This is a genomic window from Actinospica acidithermotolerans (assembly GCF_018139625.1).
Taxonomy (GTDB): domain Bacteria; phylum Actinomycetota; class Actinomycetes; order Streptomycetales; family Catenulisporaceae; genus Actinospica; species Actinospica acidithermotolerans.
Window position 1 is genome coordinate 34,165 of record NZ_JAGSOH010000024.1, and the last position, 25,871, is coordinate 60,035.

Below are 25,871 nucleotides of genomic sequence, written 5' to 3' on the forward strand. Positions count from 1 at the left end.
CCGCTCACGCGGCTCACATCAGATCGGGGTCGATGACGGCCTGCTCGGGGGTGATCGTGTTGCGCGGGCCGTGGAAGGTGCGCCGGGCGCTGACGAACCACCAGACCGTGGCCACCGCGAGCACGACGGCCAGCGCGATCGGCGCGTAGTTGAAGTTGTCGTGCGTGATCGGGCTGTACTGCGGCAGCATGAACAGGATATTGCTGACCCCGATCCAGACGACGGCCAGCAGCGCGATCGGCCGCCCCTTCGCGCCCAGGTTCCACGGTCCGGCCTCGAACCCGCCGCCGAGCCGCAGCCGCAGCAGGATCGGGATGCCGTACGCGGTGAACAGGCCGACGACGTTGACTGAGACGACCGCGGTGAACGCGGCGCTGTTCCACCAGCCCGGGAGCGTCAGCACGATCGAGCAGCCCGCCGCCAGCCAGACCGCCGCTACCGGGGTGTGGGTGCGCGCCGAGAGCCGGTGCCACAGGCCGCTGCCGGGGATCGCGCCGTCCCGGCTGAACGCCCAGATCTGCCGCGAGTTCGAGGTCATGTTCGCCAGGCCGCAGAACAGCAGCGCGACCACCGGGAACAGCAGCAGCAGCTTCGCGCCGGTCAGGCCGACCGCGTCCACGAGGACCTGCGCCGGCGGCACGCTCGCCGAGGACTCCTTGGACCAGTTCTGGCTCGCGTAGACGAGGGAGAGCACGAGCACGAGCCCGAAGACGGCCGAGAAGCGGATCGACTGGGTGATGCCCTTCGGCGCGCTCGTCGCGGCGCCCTGCGTCTCCTCGCTCATGTGGAAGGAGCCGTCGAAGCCGGTGTACGTCCACGAGGTCACGAGCAGGCCGAGCAGGCCCCCGTACAGGCCGTTCGAGAAGCCGGTGTTGTTGACGAACGCGCCCGCGTAGTTCAGCGGCTCGTGATGCGAGGGCGCGAAGGCGAGTGAGACCGCGATGACGACGACGCCGCCGAGCAGCCACCACACGGAGATCCGGTTGATCATGCCGACCGTGCGCACGGCGAAGGTGTTGAGCAGGCCGTGCAGCACGAGCAGGCCCGCGGCGATCAGCACCGTGTTGTGCAGCGTCGCCGTGTAGCTCGGCCACTGCATGCTGATCCAGGCCTGCAGGAAGGTCGCGGCGGCGAAGTCGGTGGCCGCCGTGCCGCCGATCTGCCCGGCGAAGTTGAGCCAGCCCGTGTACCAGGACCAGGCGGCCTTGTTCCGCTTGGCCAGCCGCGCCGAGGCGTAGTAGAGGGCGCCGGAGGTGGGGTAGGCGGAGGCTATCTCGGCCATCGCCGCGCCGACCGCGAGCACGAGCACCGAGACGGCGATCCAGCCGAATATCAGGATGCGCGGACCGCCGGCCAGCATGCCGAAGCCGAACGCCGAGAACACGCCAGCGAGCACGTTGATGATGGTGGCGGAGATCGCGAAATTGTCGAAGGTCTTGAAGCCGCGGGCCAGTTCCCGCTGGTAGCCGAGTTGGTTGAGGGTCGCCTCGTCTTCGGCGACCTGTGCGGCTACGTCCGTGGTGGTCATGGGGAGGGTCCTCCGGTCAAGTGGATGAGGATGCGGCGCCGGTGCGGCGGCGCGCGGTGCGGGTCAGCCGCGGCGGCAGTCGCGGTAGACGCGGGAGAGCACCTTCTCCGGCGGTCCGTGCCGGGACCAGGGGAAGGGGCTGGCGTACGGGTGCACGTGCTGGAAGACCCGCCAGGCCGGCCCGAACCGCCCGCCCCGGTGCAGCGCCTCCGCCAGCACGCTGAGATCGGAGACGGTGGCCGAGGCCGGCGGGCCGTCGGTCGCGTTCGGGCCGAACCAGGCGCGGCTGAGCTCCTCGGCCACCGGGTCGACGGCCTTCTCGCCGCGCAGCTCCAGATCGAGCATCTCCAGCAGGGTGCGCCGGCGCTGCTCGGCCTGCGGCTCCACCGGGCCGCGAGCGGTCAGGTGCCCGAGCAGCTGGTGGATCTTCGCGACCCGCTGCGGATCCGGTTCGACGGGCCCGGAGCCGTGGTCCTGCTCCAGGTCGGCGAACAGCGGCAGCAGCTGGTTGATGCCGTACGGCGGCCCGACCGAGGCGAGGTACGCGGCGGTGTCGGACGTCAGCTCGGCGCTGCCGCCGTGCCGCGGGTAGCACAGCGCGAGCAGCCGCTGGCCCGCCTCCCGGTTGCCCGGATGGCGCGCCTCGACCTCCCGCCACAGCGCCCAGGCCGGGTCGCCGCCCGTGCCCGGCGGCCGGGCCGGGACGCCGCCCTGCCCGGCCCCGCGCAGCCGGTGCAGCGTCAGCTCGATGACGAAGGGCGTCGGATCGGCCGGCCACGCCCGGTGCGCGGCCGTGCAGGCCTTCGCGGCGATCGCCTCGAGCGCCTCGCGGTCCCGGCGCGCGGTCAGCGCCCGGTGCGCCGCGACCCTTGCGTAGAGCAGCAGCGCGTCCGGGTTCTCCGGCTCCTGCTTGGCCCAGTTCTCCGCCACGTTGCTGCCCGCCGCGGTCGCGGCCAGCACCAGCGTGCGGAACGCGCGGGCGTCGTGGTTCCCGGCCGTCCGGGTGTCGGCCAGGGCCTCGCGGGCGGCGCCCACGCGCAGCGCCGCGACGTCCCCGCGGGCGACGGCGAGCACCCGGTCGGGGCCCGCGGGGTCCCAGTCGAAGGCGGGGGACGAGCTCACATCTGCTCCGTACTGTGTGTCAGCGGCCCCTCGCGCAGGTGGGTGGAGGGAGGGGGCGACGAGGTGTTCCGGTGCCCGGCTGTAGCCGACCGGTCACGGATAACGGGCAGTACCGTACCGGAGGGCCGGAGAAAGATACAAGAGGTCGTACTTACCGGCCGTATCCGCGCGGGTACCGGCATTCCGTGCAATTGACCGCCGCACGGGCCGATGCACATTGCTGATGCAATCCCGTTCGGGCGCCTCCCCGGCATGGCGGCTCGATCCGGGCGGCGCCGCCGCCTACCCTCGGGGACCATGGCCGACGAGTACCTGGATCTGTCCACCCCGACCCTGGGCCCGCCGACGCAGGCCGTCGCGGACGCGGGCGACGAGGGTTACGCGAAGAGCCTGGCGCCGCGGCACGTCGGCATGATCGCCATCGGCGGCGCGATCGGCACCGGCCTGCTGCTCGGCGCGGGCGGGAAACTGCTGGTCGCCGGGCCCGCGCTGGCGCTCTCGTACGCGGTCGCCGGGGTGTTCGCCTACTTCGTCGTGCGCGCGCTCGGCGAGCTGACGCTGCACCGGCCGTCCTCAGGGTCCTTCGTCAGCTACGCGCGAGAGTTCATGGGCGAGCCCGGTGCGTACATCGCGGGCTGGATGTACGTGCTCAACTGGTCCACGACCGGCATGGCCGACAGCACCGCCGTCGCGCTCTACATGCACTACTGGGCCGCTTTCCGGTCCGTCCCGCAGTGGCTGCTCGCGCTCTGCGCGCTGATCGTGGTATTGACAATCAACCTTGTATCCGTGCGTCTTTTCGGGGAAATCGAATTCTGGTTCGCGCTCATCAAGGTGACGGCGATCGCGTCATTCCTGGTCGTCGGCGTTTGGCTGCTCGGCACCGGCCACGAGGTGGCCGGCCGCACGCCCGGGATCAGCCTGATCCGCGAGAACGGCGGCTTCTTCCCGCTCGGCGTGCTCCCGGTCTTCACCGTCCTGCAGAGCGTCGTGTTCGCGTACGCGGGCGTCGAGATGGTCGGCATCACCGCCGGCGAGACGAAGGACCCCGCGAAGGTCGTCCCGCGCGCCGTGCGCTCGGTGACCTGGCGGATCGCCCTGTTCTACGTCTGCAGCGTGCTGATGCTCGCCCTGCTGCTGCCGTGGAACCGGTACTCCGCCTCGGAGAGCCCGTTCGTCACGGTGCTGTCGAAGATCGGCGTGCCCGGCATCGGCGGCGTCATGAACCTCGTCGTGCTCACGGCCGCGATGTCGAGCCTCAACTCCGGCTTCTACAGCACGGGCCGGGTGCTGCGCTCCATGGCCGCCGCCGGCTCGGCGCCGCGCTTCACCGGGCTGATGAACGCGCGGCACGTGCCCTACGGCGGTATCCTTTTCACCTGCGCGTTCGCCACGTTCGGCGTCGGGCTGAACGCCTGGCTCCCCGGCCAGGCCTTCGACATCGTGGTCAACTTCGCGGCCCTCGGCGTCGCCACCACCTGGATCATGGTCATGCTCTGCCACCTCCTGTTCGTCCGCCGCACCCGCGCAGCGGGTCCCGGCGGGCCGGTCCGGCCGGGGTTCCGGCTCCGGGGCTGGCCCTGGGTCAACGCGGCCACGGTCCTGTTCCTGCTCGCGATCGTGGTCGACATGGGCGCGCAGGGCGGGGCCACCGGCCGGTGGACCGTCGCGGCGATCCCGGTGATCGCGGCCGTGCTGCTGACCGGCTGGGTGCTCTCCCGCCGCCGACTGCCGGACCGCAGCCGGTGACGCTCGTGCAGTCCGGCCTGACCGGGGCCCAGGTCGCCGAGCGCGTCGCGGCCGGCCGGACCAACCGCGTGCCGACCCGCTCCAGCCGCTCGCTCGGCGCGATCGTCCGGGCGAACGTCCTCACCTGGTTCAACGGGCTCATCGGCTCGCTGTTCGTGATCATGCTGATCGTCGGGCCGATCCAGGACGCCCTGTTCGGGTTCGTGATCATCTTCAACTCGCTGATCGGCATCGTGCAGGAGTGGCGGGCCAAGCGCACGCTCGACTCGCTCGCCATCGTCGGCGAGGCCCGGCCGCGGGTGCGCCGCGACGGCGCCGAGGTGCAGGTCCGGACGGGTGACATCGTCCTCGACGACGTCATCCTCCTGGGCCCGGGCGAGAAGATCCCGGTCGACGGCGCCGTCCTGGAGTCCACCGCCCTCGAGGTGGACGAATCGCTGCTCACCGGCGAGTCCGATCCGGTCCGCAAGGACGTCGGCGACGAGGCGCTGTCCGGCTCGTTCGTCGTCGCCGGGCAGGGCGCGATGCGCGCGGAGCGAGTCGGCGCCGACGCGCACGCCGCGCAGCTCGCCGCCGAGGCCCAGGAGTTCACGCTCGTGCGCTCCGAGCTGCGCGACGGCATCGCGCAGATCATCAAGTATCTGACGTATCTGCTGGTGCCCGCCGGGATCCTGCAGATCATCGTGCAGACGGCCATCGCGGGCGGCCTGCGCAACGGCATCAGCCGGACCGTCGCCGGGATCGTGCCGATGGTGCCGGAAGGGCTCGTGCTGCTCACGTCCGTGGCCTTCGCGGTCGGCGTGGTGCGGCTCGGCCGGCGCAACTGCCTGGTGCAGGAGCTGCCCGCGATCGAGGGCCTGGCCCGCGTCGACACCGTGTGCCTCGACAAGACCGGCACGCTCACCGAAGGCGGCATGCGGCTCGCCGGCATCGAGCCGCTGGCCGCGGAGGCCACCGAAGCGCAGGTCCGCGAGGTCCTCGGCGCCCTCGGCGCGCTCGAGGAGCGGCCGAACGCGACCATGCTGGCGATCATCGAGGCGTGCCCCGCGCCCGTGGCAAGCTGGTCGGCGCAGACCGTGGCCGCCTTCTCCTCGGCGCGGAAGTGGAGCGGCGCGACCTTCGCGGACGGCCGCGGCACGTGGCTGATCGGCGCGCCGGACATCCTCGGCGCAGGCACGTACGCCGCCGAGCGGGCCGAGCGGGTCGGCGCCGGCGGACTGCGCGTTCTGCTGCTGGCGAACTCGCCGAAGGAGCTGTCGGCCGAGGGCGCGAACTCGACCGCCGACATGGACCCGCGCCCCATCGCCCTGATCACGCTGGAGCAGCGGATCCGCGACGACGCAGCGCCGACACTCGCGTACTTCGAGCGGCAGAAGGTGCACCTCAAGGTCATCTCCGGGGACAACGCCGTCTCGGTCGGCGCCGTCGCCCAGACCCTCGGACTGCCCGGCGCGGAGCACCCGGTCGACGCGGGCGGTCTGACGCCCGGCTTCGCCGACGATTTCGCCGCGGAGATCGCGGACAACTCGGTCTTCGGCCGCGTGACGCCGCGTCAGAAGCAGCAGATGGTCCTCGCCCTGCAAGGCCGCGGCCGCACGGTCGCGATGACCGGCGACGGCGTGAACGACGTGCTCGCGCTGAAGAACGCGGACATCGGCATCGCGATGGGCGCCGGCTCCGGCGCGGCCAGGGCCGTCGCCCAGATCGTGCTGCTCGACGAGCGCTTCGCCACGCTGCCCAGCGTCGTCGCCGAGGGCAGGCGGGTGGTCGGGAACATCGAGCGCGTCTCGAACCTGTTCCTGGTGAAGTCCTTCGAGTCGTTCCTGCTCGTCGTGCTCACCGGCATCGGCCGGCTGCCGTACCCGTTCCTGCCGCGCCACTCCACCCTCATCGGCGCGCTCACGATCGGGATCCCGTCCTTCTTCCTCGCCCTCGCCCCGAACCTCGCGCGCGCCCGCACCGGCTTCGTCAAGCGCGTCCTGCGCTTCGCCATCCCGGCGGGGCTGGTCAACGGCGTGGCCGCGTTCGTGTCCTATTACCTCGCACGGCTGGCCCCCGGGGCGTCGCTGCCGACCGAGCAGACCTCGGCGATGATCACGCTGTTCACGGCGAGCCTCGCGGTCCTCCTGCTGGTCGCCCGGCCGTACGTGTGGTGGAAGGCCGTACTGGTCGGCACGATGGCCGCGCTGTTCATCCTCGTCACGGCGCTGCCGCTCGGCCGCCATTTCTTCCAGCTCCAGTTCGGCGCCTGGCAGCAGACGGTCCTCTCCTTCGCGGTCGCGGCGGTGGCGGCCGTCGTGCTGGAGATCCTCTGGCGCTGGTCCCGCGCCCGCGACGCCGAGACCACGCGAACGGAGGAGATCACGCGAACGGAGGAGCCTGCCCTCTGACGCGCGCGGGTAGAGCGACGCCGTGGCGCTCAGACGGGTTCTCGGGTGGGTGGCACTCGGGGTCGTCGCGCTCGGCGCGCTGAAGATCGCGCATTCGCAGCAGCCGGCGCAGGGGCCGCCGAGCCCGGCCGCGTCCGCGTACCTGCCGCCGGCGCCGGCCCCGGGATCGGTGTTCGCTGCGCCGCTCGGGGGATCGCAGCCGGTGCGGATCGACATTCCGGACGTGGACATCCACGCCGTGCTCGTGAAGGTCGGCCTCCAGGCGGACGGCAGCGTCGGGGCGCCGCCGTTGGACCAGGCGCAGAAGGCGGCCTGGTACGACGGGAGCCCGAGCCCCGGCCAGGCCGGGCCGTCCATCATCGACGCGCACGTGGACTCGCGGGAGACCAAGGGCTTCCGCGGCGCGTTCTACAATCTCGGCCAGGTCCAGCCGGGCGAGCAGATCCACGTCACCCGTTCGGACCATGTCGTCGCGACATTCACGGTCGACTCGGTCCAGCAGGCTCCCAAGAGCGCGTTTCCCACCAGCCGCGTCTACGGGAGCGTGCCCTATGCCGCATTGCGCCTGATCACCTGCGGTGGTGACTTCGATTACGCCAGAGGAACCTACAAGGACAATACGATCGTGTATGCCCACATGACGGATACGAGCACGAACTGAGGCCCACCCGATGGCCGCGACGCCCACCGCCAGCGCAACCTCGGAGGAGACGAAGCCGCCCCGCCGCTCGGTCCCCGAGAACCTGGCGCGGCGCTGGGTCCGCACAGGCCTCACCCTCGCGAGGGTCGTCCGCGGGGCGCCGCTCACGCTCGTGCTCGTCGCGGCTCTGTGGATTCTCGCGCTCGCGACCCACAGCCTGGCCTACGGGCCGAGCGACGAACTCATGAGCCACGTCGGGCTCGACACGACGGCGATATCCTCCGGCCGCGTCTGGACGCTCGTCACGTACTCCTTCTGGTGCCAGAACGTGTGGGCCTATCTGGCGAACACGGCCCTGCTCCTCCTCTTCGTCGTACCGGCGGAGCGGAGGCTCGGCACGTGGCGCACGGTCGCCCTGCTGGCGCTGTGCCAGATCGGCGGCGCGGCGCTCGCGATCGGTGCGATCGAGGCAGGGTCCAGCGCCGGCGACCTCTGGCTGCAGAGCACGGTCGGCGCGCAGTACAACACGGCGGTCGGCGCGTCCGTCGGCGTCGTCGGGCTCGGCCTGGCGCTCAGCGCGCGCATGACGACGCTCTGGCGCCGCCGCACCCGGCTGCTCCTCGTCATCGGCACGATGCTGTTCCTGTTCTACGACGGCGGCGTGATCGACATCTCCCGCGCGTTCGCCGCGCTCGTCGGCGTCGGCGTCGGCTTCGCGCTGCTCCAGCCCCGGATCCGGCCGCGCCGACTGCGCCTGGCGAGTTCGCACGCGGAGACGCGCGTCCTGGTGGCGGTGTTCGCGCTCACCTCGGCGCTCGGTCCGCTGATCGCGTGGATTACGAATAACCCTTACGGCCCAATGGCGATCCTGGTGAACCTCTTCATCGACGAGGCGCCGACCCAGGACGACATCCACGACTACTGCACCAGGACGTCCGACTACTACGACCCCGTCGCCTGCCGGGCCAGCGAGGCCGAGCACGTCCTCGCCGGCACGCCCGCGATCCTCGTGCTCTTCGTCCCCGTCCTCGTTCTCGGCGTCATCGCCTACGGCCTCTGGCGCGGACGGCGGATGGCGTGGGTCTCGGCCCTCGTGTGCGAGGTCGTGCTGGGCATCGTGACGGTCCGATATGCGCAGATGCTCGTCGGCCTGACCGAGGCCCAGCCGGACGAGGCGGGCGTGCCGACCGCGATCAAGATCTACACCGGCCTGATCATGTGCATTCCGGTCGGCGTCGTGATCGTCCTGCTGCTCACGCGCCGCCACTTCGCCCTCCGCGCCCCGCGCTGGACAGCCCTCAAGCTGCTCGGCACGCTCGTCGCCGCGTTCCTCGTCGTCGGCACGATCTACGTCAACTGGGCCTACCGCGTACGCGGCGAGTGGTCACCGGACGCGACCGTCAGCGCCCTGCTCGCGGACTACCCGAAGCGGCTCTTCTCGCCGACGTGGCTGACGCTCGTCAACGAGAACACGGCGGCCGTCATCCCCGAAGGCGGCATCGCCAAGGTGCTCTACATTGCCGTCGGGCCGGTCTTCTGGTCGATAGCCCTCGGCGGCCTCCTGCTGACCTTCCGCCGCACGGCGAGCCGCGGCGCGGGAGAAAAGAGCCAGGCCGACCGGCTGCTGCGCGAGTACGGCGGATCGCCGCTGTCCTACATGACGACGTGGCCCGGCAACGACTACTGGATCAGCCCGGACGGCACGGCCGCCGTGGCGTATCGCGTGATCGGCGGCATAGCCCTGACCACCGGCGATCCCTTCGGCAAGCCGGATGCGCGAGCGGCGGCGGCGGAGGGCTTCGCGCGCTATTGCGACAGCCAGGGCTGGAGCCCGTGCTTCTACAGCGTCACCGGGGAGACGCGCTCGCACCTCGTCCAGGGGCTGGGCTGGAGCGCGGTGCAGGTCGCCGAGGACACGGTGCTCGACCTGCCCGAGCTTAAGTTCAGCGGAAAGAAGTGGCAGGACGTGCGCACGGCCCTCAACAAGGCGGCGAAGGAGGGCATCACCGCGCAGTGGTTCACCTTCCCAACCGCGCCGCTCGCCGTGCAGCAGCACATCAGGGAGCTGTCCGAGGAGTGGGTCGCGGACAAGGGCCTGCCGGAGATGGGATTCACCCTCGGCGGCCTCAGCGAACTGCAGGACCCGCGCGTGCGATGCCTCGTAGCGCTCGACGAGCAGGACCGGCTGCACGGCGTGACGAGTTGGCTGCCTGTCTACCAGGACGGCGAGACGGTCGGCTGGACGCTCGACTTCATGCGCCGCTCGTCAGACGGATTCCGCGGCGTGATGGAGTTCCTGATCGCCTCGGCGGCACTCGGCTTCCAGGAAGAGGGTGCCCGATTCCTCAGCCTCTCCGGCGCGCCGCTGGCCCGGATCGACCGCGAGCAGCCCTCGCCCGCCCCGCTTCAGCGCGTGCTCGACATCGTAGGGAGGACCCTGGAACCCGTCTACGGCTTCCGCTCGCTGCTCGCCTTCAAGGCGAAGTTCCAGCCGCGGTATCTCCCGCTGTACATGTGCTACCCGGACCCGGCCGCGCTCCCCGCGATCGGCAACGCGATCGGCCGCGCGTACCTCCCCCACACGAACGCCGCCCAGATGGTCCGCCTCAGCCGGAAACTGATGAGCTGAAAAGCCGAAGGATCTGATCCGGCTATGGCGTGAGCATCAGCTGCCGGCTCAGCCAATCGAGGTTCTTCTCCAGCCCTGGCCGCCATACCTGCCAACCGTGGCCGCCGGGCAGTTCCTCGTATGCGACCTGCATCGCGGCACCCTTGCATGCCGCGTAGACGCGCTGCTGCTGCGGCCGGTACGTGCCGTCGTCCGAGCCCGAAACGACCATTCCGTGCAATTCCGGGAACTTCTTCGTCTTCATGATCGTAAGAGGGTCAACAGCGAGAAACGCGGCGGTGTCGCCGCCGAAAGCCTTGCCGATGCTCTCCTGCAGGGAGCCGAGCGTCGGCTGGTCCTGACCCGAGATGGAGATGAAGGTATGGAACACGCCCGGCTTGTTCACCGCGAATTGCAGCGCGCAGGTTCCGCCGTAGGAAAGGCCTGCGACGGCCCACTGCGCTGGATCGGTGTCCACCTGAAACGTCTTCTCGATCCAGGCGGGTACGTCCTCGGTGAGGTAGGTCTCGGCCTTGCCGAGCCGCGAGTCCATGCACATCGGGTTGCCGAACTCGGAGCCGGTGGCGTCCGCCATGACCACGATCGGGGCGAGGCCGTGATGCCGGGCGGCGTAGGCGTTCATCATGTTCACGATGTCGCCGCCGTCCACCCAGTCGCTCGGCGAGCCCGGCTGCCCGGCGAGCAGCAGCAGGACGGGCAGGCGGGGCCGCGGCGTGGCCTCGTAGGCGGGTGGCAGATAGATCCACGCGTCGCGGGCGTGGAAGCCCGAGCGCGTGCCCGGGATCGCGGCGGAGGTGAGCGTGCCACCTGACGGCATGCCCGCCGGAGCCTGCCAGACCTCGGACAGGTAACTGCCGGCCGGCGCGACGACGAGCGGCTTGCTGCCGACCACGTCCTTGAGCGGCGTCGCCTGCGTGGTCAGGGACCTGAGCGCGTCCCGCAGCGTCGGGAACTGGTCGTAGACGCGATTGATCCCGTTGAGCCCGAAGACCACTGCGATCAGCACCGCGACCCCCGCGGCCAGCCGCGGCCGCCAACCCTTGCGCCGGATCGCCTGCACGGCTCCGAGCACGACCGCGCCGAGCACCACGCCGATCCAGGCGACCACGTCCGTCGGCAGGTCGTCCGGGAACGGTCGCCAGACGCGGTCTACGAACAGCCCGATGCCCACCGAGAGGAGGAAGGTCCCGAGCAGGATCGCCGGAACCCAGCGCCGCCACCACCGCTCATCGCGCCCGTACAGCAGCACGAGCAGGGCGCCCAGCCCCAGCAGCGTCAGGGCGAGCGGCGTGAGCCCGGAGACGATCGACCAGTCGAGCGGCCCCTCGGCCGCGACGCGGATCCCGGGGCGCATGGAACAGGAACTTAGCCGCGCGCAGGGCTTGTGCGCACCTCGACACGGCCGTTCCATGACGGTCTGGACCGATTTGGGAGGCAGACTGGTGGAGTGACATCGCGTGAGATCGTCCCCGGATCGCTGCCCTCGGCCGGCGCCGCGGCTAGCCCGACCGGCTCGGCGACCGGCCCCCTGCACCTGCACGTGCTGCACGAGATGGTGGGCCGCGTCGCCGCGAACTCGGTCGACGTGACCGTGCACATCGACGACAGCGCCAGCCGCACCGTGCAGTTCGCGATGCTGTGCAGCTTCGTGGGCACGTTCGCGCTGACCCGGCTCGTCGTGCGGATGATCAGGAAGGGCATCGGGCCGTTCGGGAACGTGCAGGTGGGCGCCGTGCACGTGCACCACCTCGTGCCGGGCATCGTGATCATGCTGGTGACCGGCCCGGTGGAGTTCATCATCGCGCCGCACGGGGCTGTGCGAACCGTGCTGGCCTGCATCTTCGCGGCCGGCGCCGCGCTGACGCTGGACGAGTACGCGCTCTGGCTGCACCTGACCGACGTCTACTGGGAGGAGGAGGGCCGGAAATCGGTCGACGCCGTCGTCGCGGTGTCCGGGCTCGCCACCCTCGCCATGATCGTGTCCAACCCGTTCGAGCGGACCGAGGGCGAGAGCCTGTGGCTCTACTTCGCGTACCTGTTCCTGACGCTCGCCTTCGTCATCGTGGCCGTGTACAAGGGCAGGCTCTTCCTGGGGCCGGCCGGCGTGCTGGTGCTGCCGCTCGGGATCTACGCGGCGATGCGGCTGGCCAAGCCCGGGTCCCCGTGGTTCAGCCGCTTCTACGCGCCCGGATCGAAGAAGTACGAGAAATCGGTCCGCAGGGCGTCCAGGGTCGGTCTCGAGGACCGGCTGAAGCAGCTGGTGAGCGGCATGCCCCACCCCGCGAACAACTGGCACCTGGCCGACCGCCACAAGTCGGATGAATAGTCGGCTTAGGCAGCCCTGCCGGATCCCGAGAGACGAGTGCTGGACAATGGCCGCATGAAGCAGGCCGTGCTCGTGCTCAACGTGGGTTCCTCGTCGATCAAGTACCAGTTGCTCGAACTCGAGCCGGCGGGCGAAGGCGCCCGGGAGCCCGGCGCCCGCCTCGCGACCGGGATCGTCGACCGGATCGGCGGCGAGGGCGCGGGCACGCTCACGCACAAGCAGCCGGACGACCCGCAGCCGTACGAGGTCTCCGACACCTTCGCCGACCACGAGCAGGCGCTCGCGGCCGTGCTCGGCGCGTTCCGCGACGCCGGACCCGATCTCGCGAAGATCGAGCTGAAGGCGGTCGGGCACCGCGTCGTGCACGGCGGCTCCGAGTTCATTCAGGCGACGGTGATCGACGACGCCGTCCTGGCGAAGGTCACGGAGATGATCCCGCTGGCGCCGCTGCACAACCCGGCGAACATCACCGGCATCGAGGGTGCCCGGCGCGCGTTCCCGGACGTGCCTCAGGTCGCCGTCTTCGACACGGCGTTCCACCAGACACTCCCGGAAGCCGCGTACACGTACGCGGTGCCGAGCGAGTGGCGCGAGCGATACGCCGTGCGCAGATATGGCTTCCACGGTACGTCGCACGAGTACGTCTCGCGCCGTGCCGCTGCGATCCTCGGCCGGCCGGTCGCCGAAACGAACGTCATCGTGCTGCACCTCGGCAACGGCGCGAGTGTGAGCGCGGTCGCGGGCGGCAGGAGCGTCGAGACGTCGATGGGGCTCACGCCGCTCGAAGGGCTCGTCATGGGCACCCGCAGCGGCGACATCGACCCGGCGATCCCGGCGTACCTCCAGCGCGTCGCAGGGCTGGATTCCGCGGCCGTCGAGCGCGAACTCAACCGGTCGAGCGGGCTGCTCGGCCTGGCGGGTAGCAACGACCTGCGCGACGTGAACAAGAAGGCGGACGCCGGGGATCCGGCCGCGCGCCTGGCGCTCGACGTGTACCGCCACCGGCTCCGGAAGTACATCGGCGCCTACTACGCCGTGCTCGGGCGCGTCGACGCTGTCGTGTTCACCGCCGGTGTCGGCGAGAACGATCCGCGCACCAGGTCGCAGAGCCTCGCAGGCCTCGAGCGCCTCGGCATCGCCGTCGACGACGCGCGCAACGAGTCCACCGCGGATCGCGGCGAGCGGTTCATCTCCCCGGACGGCGCGGAGGTGGCCGTCCTCGTCGTGCCCACGGACGAGGAAATCGAGATCGCCCGGCAGGCACTCGGTGCAGTGAGCTGATCAGTCGGTCCCGTGACCCGCTCCGCTCGGGTGAATACGGGTGACCCAATACCGTCGGCCACCGTTGGTATCGGCATGGACGCTGAGAATCTCGACGCTCTCAACCCCACCGAACTCGACGAAATGCTCGAGCGCGCCCTAGACCCGCAGGTGCCGGTCGAGGTGCTCTACGCCGTGCTCGACCGCATCGGCCCGGCAGGGGAAACCCCGAACACTCCGAACGCTCTACCTGGCCAGGCCGCTCCGACGCCGCCGGCCACGGTGCAGGCCGCTGTGCCCGCAGACGCGGACGCCGCGACCACGGTCATCCCGGCGGTCTCCGCCCAGGTGCACCCGAAGCCGCCGCCTGCAGCGCTCGTCCGATCACAGCCGCAACATATGCAATTGCAAACCCCGCAATCGCCGTTGCCGTCGCAGTTGCCGTCGCCCTCGCTTTCGGATTCGCAGTCAGCAACCGTTCCGCAATCCGGAATTCCGCCCCATTCCCCGCCGCAGCATTTCCCTCACCCCCAGCCCGCAGACCCGATCACCGCCACCTGCGCCCAGATTCCGGATCCCGCCGCTCTCGCTCCGACGAATCCCGTCGCCGCCGCCCGCACCTCGTTTCCGGATGCCGCCGCTCTCGTTCCGACGAATCCCGTCATCGCCGCCCCCGCCTCGTTTCCGGATGCCGCCGCTCTCGCTCCGACGAATCCCATCACCGCGTATGTCTCGGTTCCAGGCCCGCCGACCACCGCGAACGCGATGCCCCCACATGTCGCCGGGCCGACTCATACGCCTGAGAATCCGATCACCGCGCAGTACGCGGACCCGGCACCAGCCTCCGCGCAGCCGTGGGAACCCGGTCCGGCGACCGCCGATCCCGACTCGTCGCAGCCCTCGAATCCGAATCCGAGTCCGAATCCGTATCCGTATCCGTATCCGTATCCGAATCCGAATCCGAACGCGAACCCCGCCACGCCTGCGCCGGCGAGACCCGCGCGGCAGCAGCCGAAGTTCGCGGCGCCCGCATCGCATCCGTCGCGCGGTGCGCATGCGCCTACTCGGCGGGAGTCGCCGCCACCGCCCGACGGGGCAGCCGACGACCGGCCGCCGGCTTGAGGTTGGGAGCGCTGACGGTGCAGGTCAGAGCATGAGGACACTGATGTGTACGCGTCGCTGATCTCGGTGTTCTTCGGAGAGTTCATTGGCGTTTCACCGCCAGGACACGCATCTTGTCTGGACAAGTGGCGGCGTTCGCGGCAGGTTTCTCGGCATGTCTCCGATATCCCGTCGCACCCTCATTGGCTCCGCCGCCGCCGTCGGCACCGGCGCGGCGCTCGGTGTCGTTCCGCTGCGCGCCGCGCGCGCTTCGGCGGCCAGCACCGGCACGATCACCGACGTGAAGCACGTGGTGATCCTGATGCAGGAGAACCGCTCCTTCGACCACTACTTCGGCACGCTGCAGGGCGTGCGCGGGTTCGGCGACCGCGCGACGATCCTGCTGCCCGGCGGCTACAGCGTCTTCGACCAGCCGAACGGGTCCTCGCGGCAGTACCCGTGGAACCTCAGCAACGGCTCGGGGAACGCCGTCGCGAGCGCCGAGACGCTGGCTCAGTGCGACGGATCGCTCGACCACGGCTGGTCTACGCAGCACGAGGCGTGGGACGGCGGCAAGATGGACGACTGGATCTCGGCCAAGGGCTCGTCCCGGACGATGGGATATCTGACCCGCTCGGACATCCCGTTCCACTACGCGCTCGCCGACGCCTACACGGTCTGCGACGCGTACCACTGCTCGATTCTCAGCGCGACCGGGCCGAACCGGACGTATCTGTGGTCCGGGATGATCGACCCGAACGGGACCGCTGGCGGTCCCGCGTACGACGGCGGATCCGAGTCGGGGCTGAGCTGGCAGACGTACGCCGAGGCGCTGCAGGACGCGGGGGTGTCCTGGAAGGTGTACCAGGTCGCCAGTGACAACTTCGGTGACAACGGTCTCGCCTACTTCAAGCAGTTCGCGAACGCGGCGACCAGTTCGCCGCTGTACGAGCGGGGTATGGCCTCGGTGTCGACGGCGTCCGGATCCACGCCGCTGGACATCGCGGCCGCGATCAAGGCGGACGTGGTCGCCGGGACGCTGCCGCAGGTGTCCTGGATCGTGGCGAACCAGCAGTGCTCCGAGCACCCGGACGCTCCGCCGGAGGACGGCGCGCAGTTCGTGAACGAGGTGCTCACGGCGCTGTCTGCGAACTCGGACGTGTTCGACTCCACGGTGCTGTTCCTCAACTACGACGAGAACGACGGGTTCTTCGACCACGTGCCGCCGCCGGTGCCGCCGGCCGGGACCGCGGGCGAGTTCATTCAGAGCGGCACTGCGATCGGCCTCGGGTACCGGGTACCGATGGTCATCGCCTCGCCGTGGACGCGCGGCGGCTGGGTCGATTCGCAGACGTACGACCACACCTCCGTCATCCGCTTCATGGAGACGTGGACCACGGCGCTCGGCACGCCCGCACTGTGCTCGAACATCTCCGCGTGGCGGCGCGAGATCTGCGGCGACCTGACCGGCGCGTTCGACTTCGCCAACCCGGTCTATGGCCTGCCGACCACGCTGCCCGCGACGACCTCGACGATCAGCCAGTCGCTGTGCAACATCGAACTCAACCCGTCCGCCGACACGAACGCGATGCCGACGCAGGAGTCCGGCACCCGCTCGGCGCGGGCGCTGCCGTACCAGCCGGACGGCTACGTCTCCTCGATCGAGTACGACGCCAACGGCAAGATCCTGCTCTGGCTGAAGATGGCCAACGAGGGCGCGCAGGCCACCAGCGCGGCCACCTTCGCCGTGTACGCGAACGCGGACCGCAGCGGCGGACCGTGGCAGTACACGGTCCCGGCGTACTCGGCGAGCGCGGGCGACGGCGTCGTCACCGACTTCTTCAACATCGGCACCGGGTACGGCGCGGGCGCGTACGACCTGACGATGACCGGGCCGAACCGCTTCCTGCGCCGCTTCCAGGGCAACGCGACGACCGCCGGCAAGTACACGGAGGTCACCAGCCACTATGCCGTCTCGCCGAACCTGAACGAGCAGTCGCTCTGGCTGACGATGACGAACACCGGCACCTCCTCGGTCACCTTCACGGTCACGTCGAACCACTACCGCTCCGACGGCCCGTGGACGTACTCGGTGGCGGCGGGCGCGAGCGTGTCGGACTACTGGAACCAGGTCGCGTACTGCAACGGCTGGTACGACTTCACGATCACCGTGAGCAGCGACTCGTCCTGGTCCCGCCGCTTCACCGGCCACATCGAGACGGGCGCGGCCAGCGTCACCGGCTGACCCGCCGGGGGAGAGCGCGCGGCGGCGGCGAATCCACCTCTAGGCCCGGCCTAGACGCGCCGCCGCCGCCGCGCGCACAATGACCCGGCAGCGGTGGAACACGGATCGGGCGGGAGAGGCGGCGCGGTGGACGAGGCGACGGCGGCCACTCCCGTGGCGGCCTCGGGCTTTCCGGCCTTCCAGGCCGTGCGCACCGGCAACGCGTTCGAGGAGACCGTCGAGCGGATCCTGCGCTCGGTGAAGCTCGGCGCGATCCGCCCGGGCGAGCGGCTGCCGCCGGAGCGCGAGCTCGCCGCGCAGCTCCGGGTCAGCCGGGACACGCTGCGCGAGGCGATCCACGCGCTCGCCGCCGAGGGCATCGTCGCCAGCACCCGGGGCCGCTCCGGCGGCACCAGGGTGCTGCGGCGCCCGGGACCGCCGCCGCCGGAGCGGCTGCCGGAGCTGCTCGGCGACCTGCCCGGCGGCCTCGAGGACGCGCTCACCTTCCGGCACGTCGTCGAGACCGGCGCCGCCGAGGCCGCGGCGCGCCGGCGGCTCGGCGCCGCGGAACGCAGGCTGCTGATACAGCGGATGGACGCGGCCGAGCAGGCCGAGTCCGCCGACTACCGGATCGCCGACACGCGCTACCACCTGGCGCTCGCCGAGCTGTCCGGCTCCACGCAGCTGGCCGGGGCGGTCGCCGAGGCCCGGCTGCGCGTCAACGACCTGCTCGACGCCATCCCCATGCTGGAGGCCAACCTCCGGCACTCCTGCGAGCAGCACCGCCGCATCGGCGCCGCAGTCCTCGAAGGCGACGCCGAGACAGCACGCCGCGCCATGGCCGAGCACCTCGAGGGCACCGCCGTGCTGCTGCGCGGCTTCCTCGCAGGCTGAGACACCCGTCCCGAGCCGAAGCGGGCGGCGGGTTTCCGCCCCTCGGACGGGCTCTTGACTTTCACCGCCCAATGGACGAATCTCCGTCCAAAAGCTTATCGCTGCCTCGGAGGCGGGTGCATGAACAGCATCGACGGCACAACCGGCAGACCCGGCATCGACGGCACAACCGGCAGGCGTCCCGGCATGCTCACCCTCGACCGCCTGCGCGCGCTGGTCGCGGAGGGCGCCGTGGACACCGTCGAGGTCTCGCTCACCGACATGCAGGGTCGCTTGCAGGGCAAGCGGATGTCGGCCGAGTACTTCCTCGACGTGGTCGTCCCGCAGGAGACCGAGGCGTGCAGCTACCTGCTCGCCGTCGACGTCGACATGAACACGGTCGCCGGGTACGAGCTGTCCTCCTGGGAGACCGGCTACGGCGACTTCGTGCTCAAGCCGGATCTCAGCACCTTGCGGATGATCCCCTGGCAGCCGGGCACGGCCGGCGTCCTGGCCGACGTGCTCTGGGAGAGCGGCGAGCCCGTTCCCGCGTCCCCGCGCCAGTTGCTGCGCCGCCAGCTCGACCGGCTCGCCGAGCGCGGGCTCGTCGCGTACGCGGGCACCGAGCTGGAGTTCATCGTCTTCAACGACACCTACGAGCAGGCGTGGGAGCGCAACTACGACGGCCTGACCTCGGCCAATCAGTACAACGTCGACTACTCGATGCTCGGCACCGCGCGCATCGAGCCGCTGCTGCGCGCGATACGCAACGGGATGACGGGCGCCGGCCTCTACGTCGAGTCGGCGAAGGGCGAGTGCAACCCCGGCCAGCACGAGATCGCCTTCCGCTACGCCGACGCGTTGACGACCTGCGACAACCACTCGATCTACAAGACCGGCGCCAAGAACATCGCCGCGCAGCAGGGCCGCAGCCTCACCTTCATGGCGAAGTACGACGAGCGCGAGGGCAACTCCTGCCACATCCACCTGAGCCTTCGCTCCGCCGCGGACGACGCGGCCGTGCTGGCGGGAGACGGCGAGCACGGTTTCTCCAAGGTCATGGAGCACTTCCTGGCCGGCCAGCTGGCCCACGCCAGGGACCTGACGCTGCTCTACGCGCCGAACATCAACTCCTACAAGCGCTACGCCCGCGGAAGCTTCGCGCCGACGACCGTCGCCTGGGGCCGCGACAACCGCACCTGCTCGATGCGCGTCGTCGGCCACGGCCGCGGCCTGCGCGTGGAGAACCGCGTGCCGGGCGGCGATGTGAACCCGTACCTGGCCGTCGCCGGGATGATCGCCGCGGGGCTCGACGGCATCGACCGAGAGCTCCCGCTGGAGCCCGAGTTCCACGGCAACGCGTACGGCGCCGACCGTGCCCAGGTGCCGGGCAACCTCCGTGACGCGGCCGACCTGTTCGCGGCCAGCGACCTGGCCAAGTCGGCCTTCGGCGAGGACGTCGTCGCGCACTACCTCAACGCGGCGCGGATAGAGATCAACGCGTTCGAGGCGGCCGTGACGGACTGGGAGCGACGCAGAGGGTTCGAGCGCCTGTGAGCATGCGACCGAGGATCGGCATCAGCACGTACCGCGAGCTGACGTCGTGGGGAGTCTGGAAGCAGGCCGCAGCGGTCGTTCCGGCCACGTACGTGGACTGCGTCGCGCAGGCGGGCGGCCTTCCGCTGCTGCTGCCGCCGATCGACGACACGAGCGCCGCCGGGCAGATCGTCGCGGAGCTCGACGGCCTGGTCGTCACCGGCGGACCGGACGTCGATCCCGCGCGCTACCAGGAGGTGCCGCACGCGTTCACGGACGAGCCGAGGGTGCAGCGTGACGCGTGGGAGCTCGCCCTGCTCGCCGCCGCGCTGGACCGCGACATCCCGGTCCTCGGCGTCTGCCGCGGCGCGCAGCTGCTCAACGTGCTGCACGGCGGTTCGCTCGTCCAGCACATCGAGGGCCACAAGGCGGGCATCGCCGTCTTCAAGGGCACGGAGGTCGGCCTGGACCAGGACATGCTCCCCGGCTCTGTCCTCGGCTGGAGCGTCACCGTGTCCTGCTACCACCACCAGGCGATCGGCCGACTCGGCGAGGGCCTGGCCGTGACCGGCCGCGCGCCCGACGGCACGATCGAGGCGGTGGCCGTGCCCGGCAAGACCTTCGCGGTGGGCGTGCAGTGGCACCCGGAGCAGGATCGTGAGCTGCGTCTGTTCGCGGCTCTCGTCGAACAGAGCGAGAAGAGAGCCGCAGACCGATGAGCGAGCCCACCTACACGGTGCTCAACCCGGCCACCGAGCAGCCGATCGCCGAGATTCCCATGGCGTCGGTGGACGACGTGGACGAGGCGGTCGCCCGCGCGAACGCGGCGTTTCCGGCGTGGCGCGATGTGGCTCCGGGCGACCGTGCCCGGCTGCTGCGCCGATTCGCGCGACGCATCGACGAGGAGATCGAGGCACTCGCGCAGCTGGAGGTCGCGAACTCAGGTCACCCGATCGGCTCAGCGCGCTGGGAGGCGGGTAACGCGCGTGACCTGTTCGAGTACTACGCGGGTGCCCCTGAACGGCTGACCGGGCATCAGATCCCGGTGCCCGGCGGCATCGACATCACGTTCAAGGAACCGGTCGGCGTCGTCGGGGTGATCGCGCCGTGGAACTTCCCGATGCCGATCGCCGCGTGGGGTGTCGCGCCCGCGCTCGCCGCCGGGAACACGGTGATCCTCAAGCCCGCAGAGAACACGCCGCTGACCGCGCTGCGGCTGGCCGAGCTCGCGCTCGAGGCGGGGATCGCGCCGGACGTCTTCCAGGTGCTGCCCGGCACCGGACCGCTCGCGGGCTCCCGGCTCGTCGAGCACCGCGGCGTGGCGAAGATCGTCTTCACCGGCTCCACGCGCGTCGGCCGCGAGATCGCCGCGAAGGCGGCCAGCCGGATCATCCCGGTGACGCTGGAGCTCGGCGGCAAGAGCGCGAACATCGTCTTCGCCGACGCCGACCTCGAGCAGGCCGCGGCCGCCGCCCCCGGAGCCGTGTTCGACAACGCCGGCCAGGACTGCTGCGCACGGAGCCGGATCCTGGTGCAGCGCACCGTCTACGACCGGTTCCTGGAGCTGCTGGAGCCGGCCGTGAAGGCCATCCGAGTCGGCGACCCGACACAGGAGAGCACGGACATGGGTCCGCTCATCTCCGCCGCGCAGCGCGAGCGGGTGCGCTCGTACGTGCCCGCCGACGCGCCGATCGCCTTCCGCGGCGACGCGCCCGACGGTCCCGGCTTCTGGTACCCGCCGACCGTGCTCGCGCCCGTCCACCGCGCGTCTCGGATCGCAGCGGAGGAGATCTTCGGGCCGGTCGTCGCCGTGATGCCCTTCGAGGACGAGGCCGACGCGATCGAGCTCGCCAACGCCACGAGCTACGGCCTGTCCGGCTCCGTCTGGACGCGGGACATCGGCTGCGCGCTGCGGACGGTCCGCGCCGTGCGCGCCGGGAACCTCTCGGTCAACTCCAACTCCTCGGTCCGCTACTGGACCCCGTTCGGCGGCTACAAGGAGTCCGGCCTCGGCCGCGAGCTCGGCCCGGACGCGCTCGACGCGTTCACCGAGACCAAGAACGTCTTCATCGCACACTGACCGAAAGAGAGAACCTCATGGTGGAGCGTTACGCCGGGAAGGCGGCCGTCGTCACCGGCGGCGCCAGCGGCATCGGCCTGGCCACGGCGCGCCGGCTCGCCTCGGAAGGGGCGAACGTCGTCATCGCGGACCTCGACGAGTCGGCGGGAACGAAGGCGGCCAAGGAGGTCGGCGGCCTTTTCGTGCAGACCGATGTGACGAACCGCGAGCAGGTCGAGGCGCTGTTCCAGACGACCGTGGACCGCTTCGGCTCTCTCGACCTGGCCTTCAACAACGCCGGCATCTCGCCCCCGGACGACGACTCGATCCTGGACACCGGCATCGAGGCCTGGCGCAAGGTGCAGGAGGTCAACCTGACCAGCGTCTACCTGTGCTGCAAGGCGGCCATCCCGCACATGCAGAAGCAGTACGCCGAGTCAGGCCGCAAGAGCTCGATCGTGAACACGGCCTCTTTCGTCGCGCTGATGGGCGCCGCCACCTCACAGATCTCGTACACAGCCTCGAAGGGCGCGGTGCTCGCGATGAGCCGCGAGCTCGGCGTCCAGTTCGCGCGCGAGGGCATCCGGGTCAACGCGCTGTGCCCGGGGCCCGTGAACACGCCGCTGCTGCAGGAGCTCTTCGCCAAGGACCCGGAGCGAGCGGCGCGCCGCCTGGTGCACATCCCCGCCGGCCGCTTCGCCGAGCCGGAGGAGATCGCGGCGGCCGTCGCGTTCCTCGGCAGCGACGACGCGTCCTTCATCACCGCCTCCACGTTCGTCGTGGACGGCGGCATCTCCGGCGCCTACGTCACGCCGCTTTAGGCGTTCGCGCCGCGAGCGGCTACCGGCCAGCTGTCCATGTGCGTGCCCTGCTGTACGACGACCAGTTCGGCCGCGAGGTTGACCGCGTTGCACACGTGGTTCGGGACGATCGCGACCCGATCCCCGAGGCGCGGCGCGGTCACGCGCTCGGGGAGCTGCACGACAGCGTGATGCTCGGACAGCTGGACGACCTTCGAGCCCGGATACTCGGGCACCAGCCCGTAGCCCGGCGACCAGGCGTTCGGGTCCGCCCCGAGCACCTTGCTCCCGGAGTCGAGTACGAAGCGGTCCGCCGCCGGGACGCTCACCACGGTCCCCGCGGCGGCCAGCGCCACATCCTCCACGCCGCAGGAGCCGAGCGCGACCTGCATCGCGTCGTTGAACACGTAGACGCCGGGCCGCAGCTCGTTGATCTGGCCGTCCTCACGCAGCGCCGCGGTCGGCGTCGAGCCGCCGCTGACGATCACCGGCTCGATCCCGGCGCCCCGAAGCGACGCCGCGGCGGCGACTAACGCAGCCTCCTGATCGCGCGCGGCCCGCATCCGGACCTCGGTCGGCGTCACGTCCTCGGCGTGCGCCATGCCGTGGCCGGGGAACGTGAACACGCCGTCCACGGTCAGCCCGAGCTCGGCCGCCTCACGCGCGAGGGCGCCGGCGTCTGTCGGCTGCACGCCGGTCCGGTGATGCCCGCTGTCGATCTCGATGAGCACGCTTGCGCCGGTACCGACGATCCGCCGCGCGCTCTCGATCGAGTCGACGCCGACCTGCACGCGCGCCCCGGCCGCCAGCTTGGCCAGCCGCCGCTGCTTGCCTTCGTCGAGCCAGAGCGGATAGGCGATGAACAGATCGGTGACCCGGCCCGCCGCGAACACCTCGGCCTCCCCGATCGTCGCCACCGTCAGTCCGACTGCTCCCGCAGTGAGCTGCTTCTCCGCGATCTGCGGGCACTTGTGCGTCTTCGCGTGCGGGCGCAGCGCGAATCCGCCCGCGCGCGCCGCCTCGGCCATCCGCCCGATGTTCCGGTCCAGGGTGTCGACGTCCACGACGAGCGCGGGCGTGGTCGGTGCGGCCTGCGCGGCGGCGGTCAGGTGACTCGGCACGGATCGGCTCCCTCGGTCGGCGGCGTCGGCGATCTTCCGCCTCAGTCTCGCCGATCGCTCACGTGAGCGCCAGCGGCACCCAGCCGGACACGACCGTGCCGCGTGCCGAGGACTCGACGGTCAGCGCGCCGCCCACGGCCTCCGCGCGGTCCGCCATGTTCCGCAGCCCGCTGCCCTCGCGCTCGTGCGCCTGGTCGTCCGCGACGAAGCCGGGACCCTCGTCGCGTACCTCGAAGCGGAGCTGGCCGGATCCGTGTTCAAGCAGGATGTGCAGCGCGGCGCCGGGGGAGTGCTTCGCAGCGTTCTGTATCGCTTCCGCGCAGCAGAAGTAGGCCGCGGCCTCCAGTTCCGCGCGGAACCTGAGGCCGTCCGTCGCGTCGGCCACCTCGGTGTGCCCATCGACCCCGAGTTCCTCGGCGAGCTCGTGCACCGCGGCCGCGAGCCCGGACCGCCGCAGCACCTCCGGATCGAGTCCGCGCAGCGTCTGATGCAGCCCGGCCGACGCGTTGTCGATCTGCGTGACGAGGTTGTCGAGTGCGCGCCGCGCGGCGTCGGTCTTTCCGGCCTTCGCGAGGTGCGTGACCAGCCCGAGCCCGAGGCGCACGGCCGTCAGCCCGGGCTGCGCGCCATCGTGCAGGTCACGCTCCAGCTCCCGCCGTTCACTGTCCTGAGCCGCGACGATCCGCCAGCGCGCGGCGCGGATCTCGGCGGTCCGCCGCTGCACGTCGGCGATCCGATGTTCGAGCTCGATGGTGAGGCTCGCGTTGTGCAGGATCACGCCCGCGCTTTGCGTCAGGCTCTCGATCAGCCCCTTTCGACGCGGCGCCGGCGCGTGTCCCGGCTCGGCGGGCAGTTCCAGCGCGCCGACGACCGTGCCCTGATAGCCGATCGCGACGTCGTGGACAGGGCCCGCCACTTCGCGCTCGGGCCAGGCGTAACGCGCGTGGCCGCCGCCTTCCAGGTCGAGCCGGACCGCCGCGCTCCCGGTTCCGAGGCCGACCGCGGCGATCCGAGCCAGCTCCCGCAGCGCCTGCTCGCCGTCGGCACCCTGGCCGAGGGCCGTGATCTGCGCGATCGCCGAGCTCGCGGAGATCCGGCGGCCGTAGACGAGCCGGTCGGCCCACGATTCGAGCCGCCGCCTACCCGGGTCGAACAGCACCGCGACCAGCCCGGCGGCCGCGACCTGCGGCGGCGCGAGCCAGTCCGAGTCGAGGCCGAAAGCTGCGTCCGCCCTCGCCACGCCGAAGACGTACGCCGCGCCGATCGCCGCCACCAGCAGCGCGTATATCAGTGTCCGATTGAAGACGCGGGCCATCAGACCGCCACCGCCGTCCGCATCGGCACCGTGAGCTCGGCGAGATGCGCACCGCCGAGCCGCAGGCGGCCGTCGAGGGCGGCGACCCGATCGCGGATCGCCTCCAGCGTGCCGGGGTCCCAGTCCACTTCCGCGCCGCTCAGCCGGATCCGGAGATCGTCGCCGTCGATGGCATCGACGTGAACGTCGATGTCCTCGGTGACCGGATCGAGCAGAGCCGCGACGCAGAAATAGACGCCGACCTCGTACCGCGCCTCGAACCGCGGCAGCTCGGGCCCGCTGAACTTCGCGGTCCCTGGAAGATCCGCGACGAGGTTGCCGAGCGCCGCGCGCAGTCCGTGATCGGTCAGCGTCGCCGGATAGACGCCGTGCACGATCCGCCGGAAGTCCTGGACCGCCGCATCGACCAGCTCCGTCAGCTCGGCGAGCCCCGGCCCCCAGTCCTCCGCGTCCGGCAGGGCGAGGGCGCGATCGCGGCAGGTGGCCAGGGCGCTGCCGACGGAGTCCTGGATCTGGGTGCCGAGCCGGTTCCGTGCCTCGTCCCGCGCCGCCGCGACACGCCGCCGTGACCGGTTCAGTTCGACCGCCTGCGCCTCCCGCAGACGAAGCTGCTCGGCCAGTTCAGCGGTGAGTTCGCAGTTGCGCAGCACCGTTCCCGCCGCGTCGGCCAACGACGCGGCCAGCCGCCGGTCGGACGCGCTCAGCCCGCGCCGCGACGGTTCGAGGACGAGGTGTCCCAGCGCCCTGCCGTCGGCCGTGATCGGGAAGAAGTCGGCGGACACCGACACCGGCAGCGTCTCCTCGACGCCGACGACCCGCGCCGCCCTCGCCGAGGTCGCCCGGACGGCGATATCCGCGAGGCGCCCGAGCGCGTCCTCCGAAGGCGCCGCCCACCGGACCCCGGCCACGGTCTCGGACAGCGCCGCGTACGGATCGGCGCCGGCGGCCGGCCACGCCTGCCCGAGCAGCCGCGTGACGAGCCGGCGCAGCGGACCGAGTCCGAGCCCTGACGCCGTGGCCGCGAGCACCCACACCGGCAGGATCCAGGAGTCCGGCGCATCCGGCCAGAAGTGCAGCTCACCGGCCACCAGGCCCTCGTAGACGGCGAGCACGAACCCGAGCGAGACCACCGCCTGGGTTCCCCGCCGAACCAGCGGGTACAGTGCGATCAGCGTGGGTGGCCGGGTCATCCGCGCGC

At 71.0% G+C, this 25,871-nt stretch carries 19 protein-coding genes; 13 read left to right on the forward strand and 6 right to left on the reverse strand.

Annotated features, from left to right (window positions below; genetic code table 11):
* Nucleotides 1-13 precede the first annotated feature (13 nt).
* A complete protein-coding gene (locus KDK95_RS11280; protein ID WP_212518034.1) occupies nt 14-1,528 on the reverse strand; it encodes an amino acid permease in 1,515 nt (504 codons plus the stop codon).
* A 63-nt stretch (nt 1,529-1,591) separates the two neighbouring features.
* Nucleotides 1,592-2,650, reverse strand: a complete 1,059-nt coding sequence (locus KDK95_RS11285; RefSeq protein ID WP_212518035.1) for a hypothetical protein — start codon at nt 2,648-2,650, stop codon at nt 1,592-1,594.
* A 297-nt stretch (nt 2,651-2,947) separates the two neighbouring features.
* Here KDK95_RS11285 and KDK95_RS11290 point away from each other — a divergent pair, with 297 nt between their 5' ends.
* The 4 genes from KDK95_RS11290 to KDK95_RS11305 are packed head-to-tail and all read left to right on the forward strand — an operon-like array spanning nt 2,948 to nt 10,058.
* On the forward strand, nt 2,948-4,399 hold the full coding sequence (locus tag KDK95_RS11290) for an amino acid permease (protein ID WP_212518036.1): 1,452 nt from the start codon (nt 2,948-2,950) through the stop codon (nt 4,397-4,399).
* A complete protein-coding gene (locus tag KDK95_RS11295; protein ID WP_372463306.1) occupies nt 4,309-6,789 on the forward strand; it encodes an HAD-IC family P-type ATPase in 2,481 nt (826 codons plus the stop codon). The genes KDK95_RS11290 and KDK95_RS11295 overlap by 91 nt, the downstream gene beginning before the upstream one ends.
* 22 nt (nt 6,790-6,811) lie before the next feature.
* Complete coding sequence (locus KDK95_RS11300; RefSeq protein WP_212518038.1) at nt 6,812-7,450, forward strand: class F sortase; 639 nt, start codon at nt 6,812-6,814, stop codon at nt 7,448-7,450.
* 10 nt (nt 7,451-7,460) lie between these two features.
* A complete protein-coding gene (locus tag KDK95_RS11305; protein ID WP_212518039.1) occupies nt 7,461-10,058 on the forward strand; it encodes a rhomboid family intramembrane serine protease in 2,598 nt (865 codons plus the stop codon).
* Between the two features lie 22 nt (nt 10,059-10,080).
* On the opposite strand, the gene KDK95_RS11310 is transcribed toward KDK95_RS11305, so the two are convergent.
* A complete protein-coding gene (locus tag KDK95_RS11310; protein WP_212518040.1) occupies nt 10,081-11,412 on the reverse strand; it encodes an alpha/beta hydrolase-fold protein in 1,332 nt (443 codons plus the stop codon).
* Between the two features lie 93 nt (nt 11,413-11,505).
* Between KDK95_RS11310 and KDK95_RS11315 the strand changes: the two genes are divergently transcribed.
* The 9 genes from KDK95_RS11315 (at nt 11,506) to KDK95_RS11355 (ending at nt 22,258) form a co-directional block, all read left to right on the forward strand.
* Complete coding sequence (locus KDK95_RS11315) at nt 11,506-12,384, forward strand: hypothetical protein (RefSeq protein ID WP_212518041.1); 879 nt, start codon at nt 11,506-11,508, stop codon at nt 12,382-12,384.
* Between the two features lie 54 nt (nt 12,385-12,438).
* Complete coding sequence (locus tag KDK95_RS11320; protein ID WP_212518042.1) at nt 12,439-13,665, forward strand: acetate/propionate family kinase; 1,227 nt, start codon at nt 12,439-12,441, stop codon at nt 13,663-13,665.
* Nucleotides 13,666-13,740: 75 nt separating this feature from the next.
* On the forward strand, nt 13,741-14,766 hold the full coding sequence (locus tag KDK95_RS11325) for a hypothetical protein (protein WP_212518043.1): 1,026 nt from the start codon (nt 13,741-13,743) through the stop codon (nt 14,764-14,766).
* A gap of 154 nt (nt 14,767-14,920) precedes the next feature.
* On the forward strand, nt 14,921-16,990 hold the full coding sequence (locus KDK95_RS11330; protein WP_212518044.1) for a phosphocholine-specific phospholipase C: 2,070 nt from the start codon (nt 14,921-14,923) through the stop codon (nt 16,988-16,990).
* Between the two features lie 126 nt (nt 16,991-17,116).
* Nucleotides 17,117-17,863, forward strand: coding sequence for a FadR/GntR family transcriptional regulator (locus KDK95_RS37650; RefSeq protein WP_212518045.1), 747 nt, complete (start codon nt 17,117-17,119; stop codon nt 17,861-17,863).
* Between the two features lie 186 nt (nt 17,864-18,049).
* On the forward strand, nt 18,050-19,399 hold the full coding sequence (locus tag KDK95_RS11340) for a glutamine synthetase family protein (protein WP_212518064.1): 1,350 nt from the start codon (nt 18,050-18,052) through the stop codon (nt 19,397-19,399).
* Between the two features lie 2 nt (nt 19,400-19,401).
* Complete coding sequence (locus KDK95_RS11345; RefSeq protein WP_249160940.1) at nt 19,402-20,097, forward strand: gamma-glutamyl-gamma-aminobutyrate hydrolase family protein; 696 nt, start codon at nt 19,402-19,404, stop codon at nt 20,095-20,097.
* Complete coding sequence (locus tag KDK95_RS11350) at nt 20,094-21,458, forward strand: aldehyde dehydrogenase family protein (protein WP_212518047.1); 1,365 nt, start codon at nt 20,094-20,096, stop codon at nt 21,456-21,458. The genes KDK95_RS11345 and KDK95_RS11350 overlap by 4 nt, the downstream gene beginning before the upstream one ends.
* A 17-nt stretch (nt 21,459-21,475) precedes the next feature.
* Entirely contained in the window at nt 21,476-22,258 is a 783-nt protein-coding gene (locus KDK95_RS11355; protein ID WP_212518048.1) for a 3-oxoacyl-ACP reductase, read from the forward strand.
* Here the strand turns inward: KDK95_RS11355 and KDK95_RS11360 are convergent.
* Genes KDK95_RS11360 through KDK95_RS11370 form a run of 3 tightly spaced genes read right to left on the reverse strand, consistent with a single transcriptional unit; the run spans nt 22,255 to nt 25,863 of the window.
* A complete protein-coding gene (locus tag KDK95_RS11360; RefSeq protein ID WP_212518049.1) occupies nt 22,255-23,358 on the reverse strand; it encodes an alanine racemase in 1,104 nt (367 codons plus the stop codon). The two genes, KDK95_RS11355 and KDK95_RS11360, sit on opposite strands and share 4 nt — an antisense overlap.
* A 58-nt stretch (nt 23,359-23,416) precedes the next feature.
* Complete coding sequence (locus tag KDK95_RS11365) at nt 23,417-24,673, reverse strand: sensor histidine kinase (RefSeq protein WP_212518050.1); 1,257 nt, start codon at nt 24,671-24,673, stop codon at nt 23,417-23,419.
* Nucleotides 24,673-25,863 carry a sensor histidine kinase gene (locus KDK95_RS11370; protein WP_212518051.1) on the reverse strand — a complete coding sequence of 397 codons (1,191 nt, stop codon included), beginning with the start codon at nt 25,861-25,863 and terminating at the stop codon, nt 24,673-24,675. Before KDK95_RS11370 ends, KDK95_RS11365 begins: the two co-directional genes overlap by 1 nt.
* Nucleotides 25,864-25,871 lie beyond the last annotated feature (8 nt).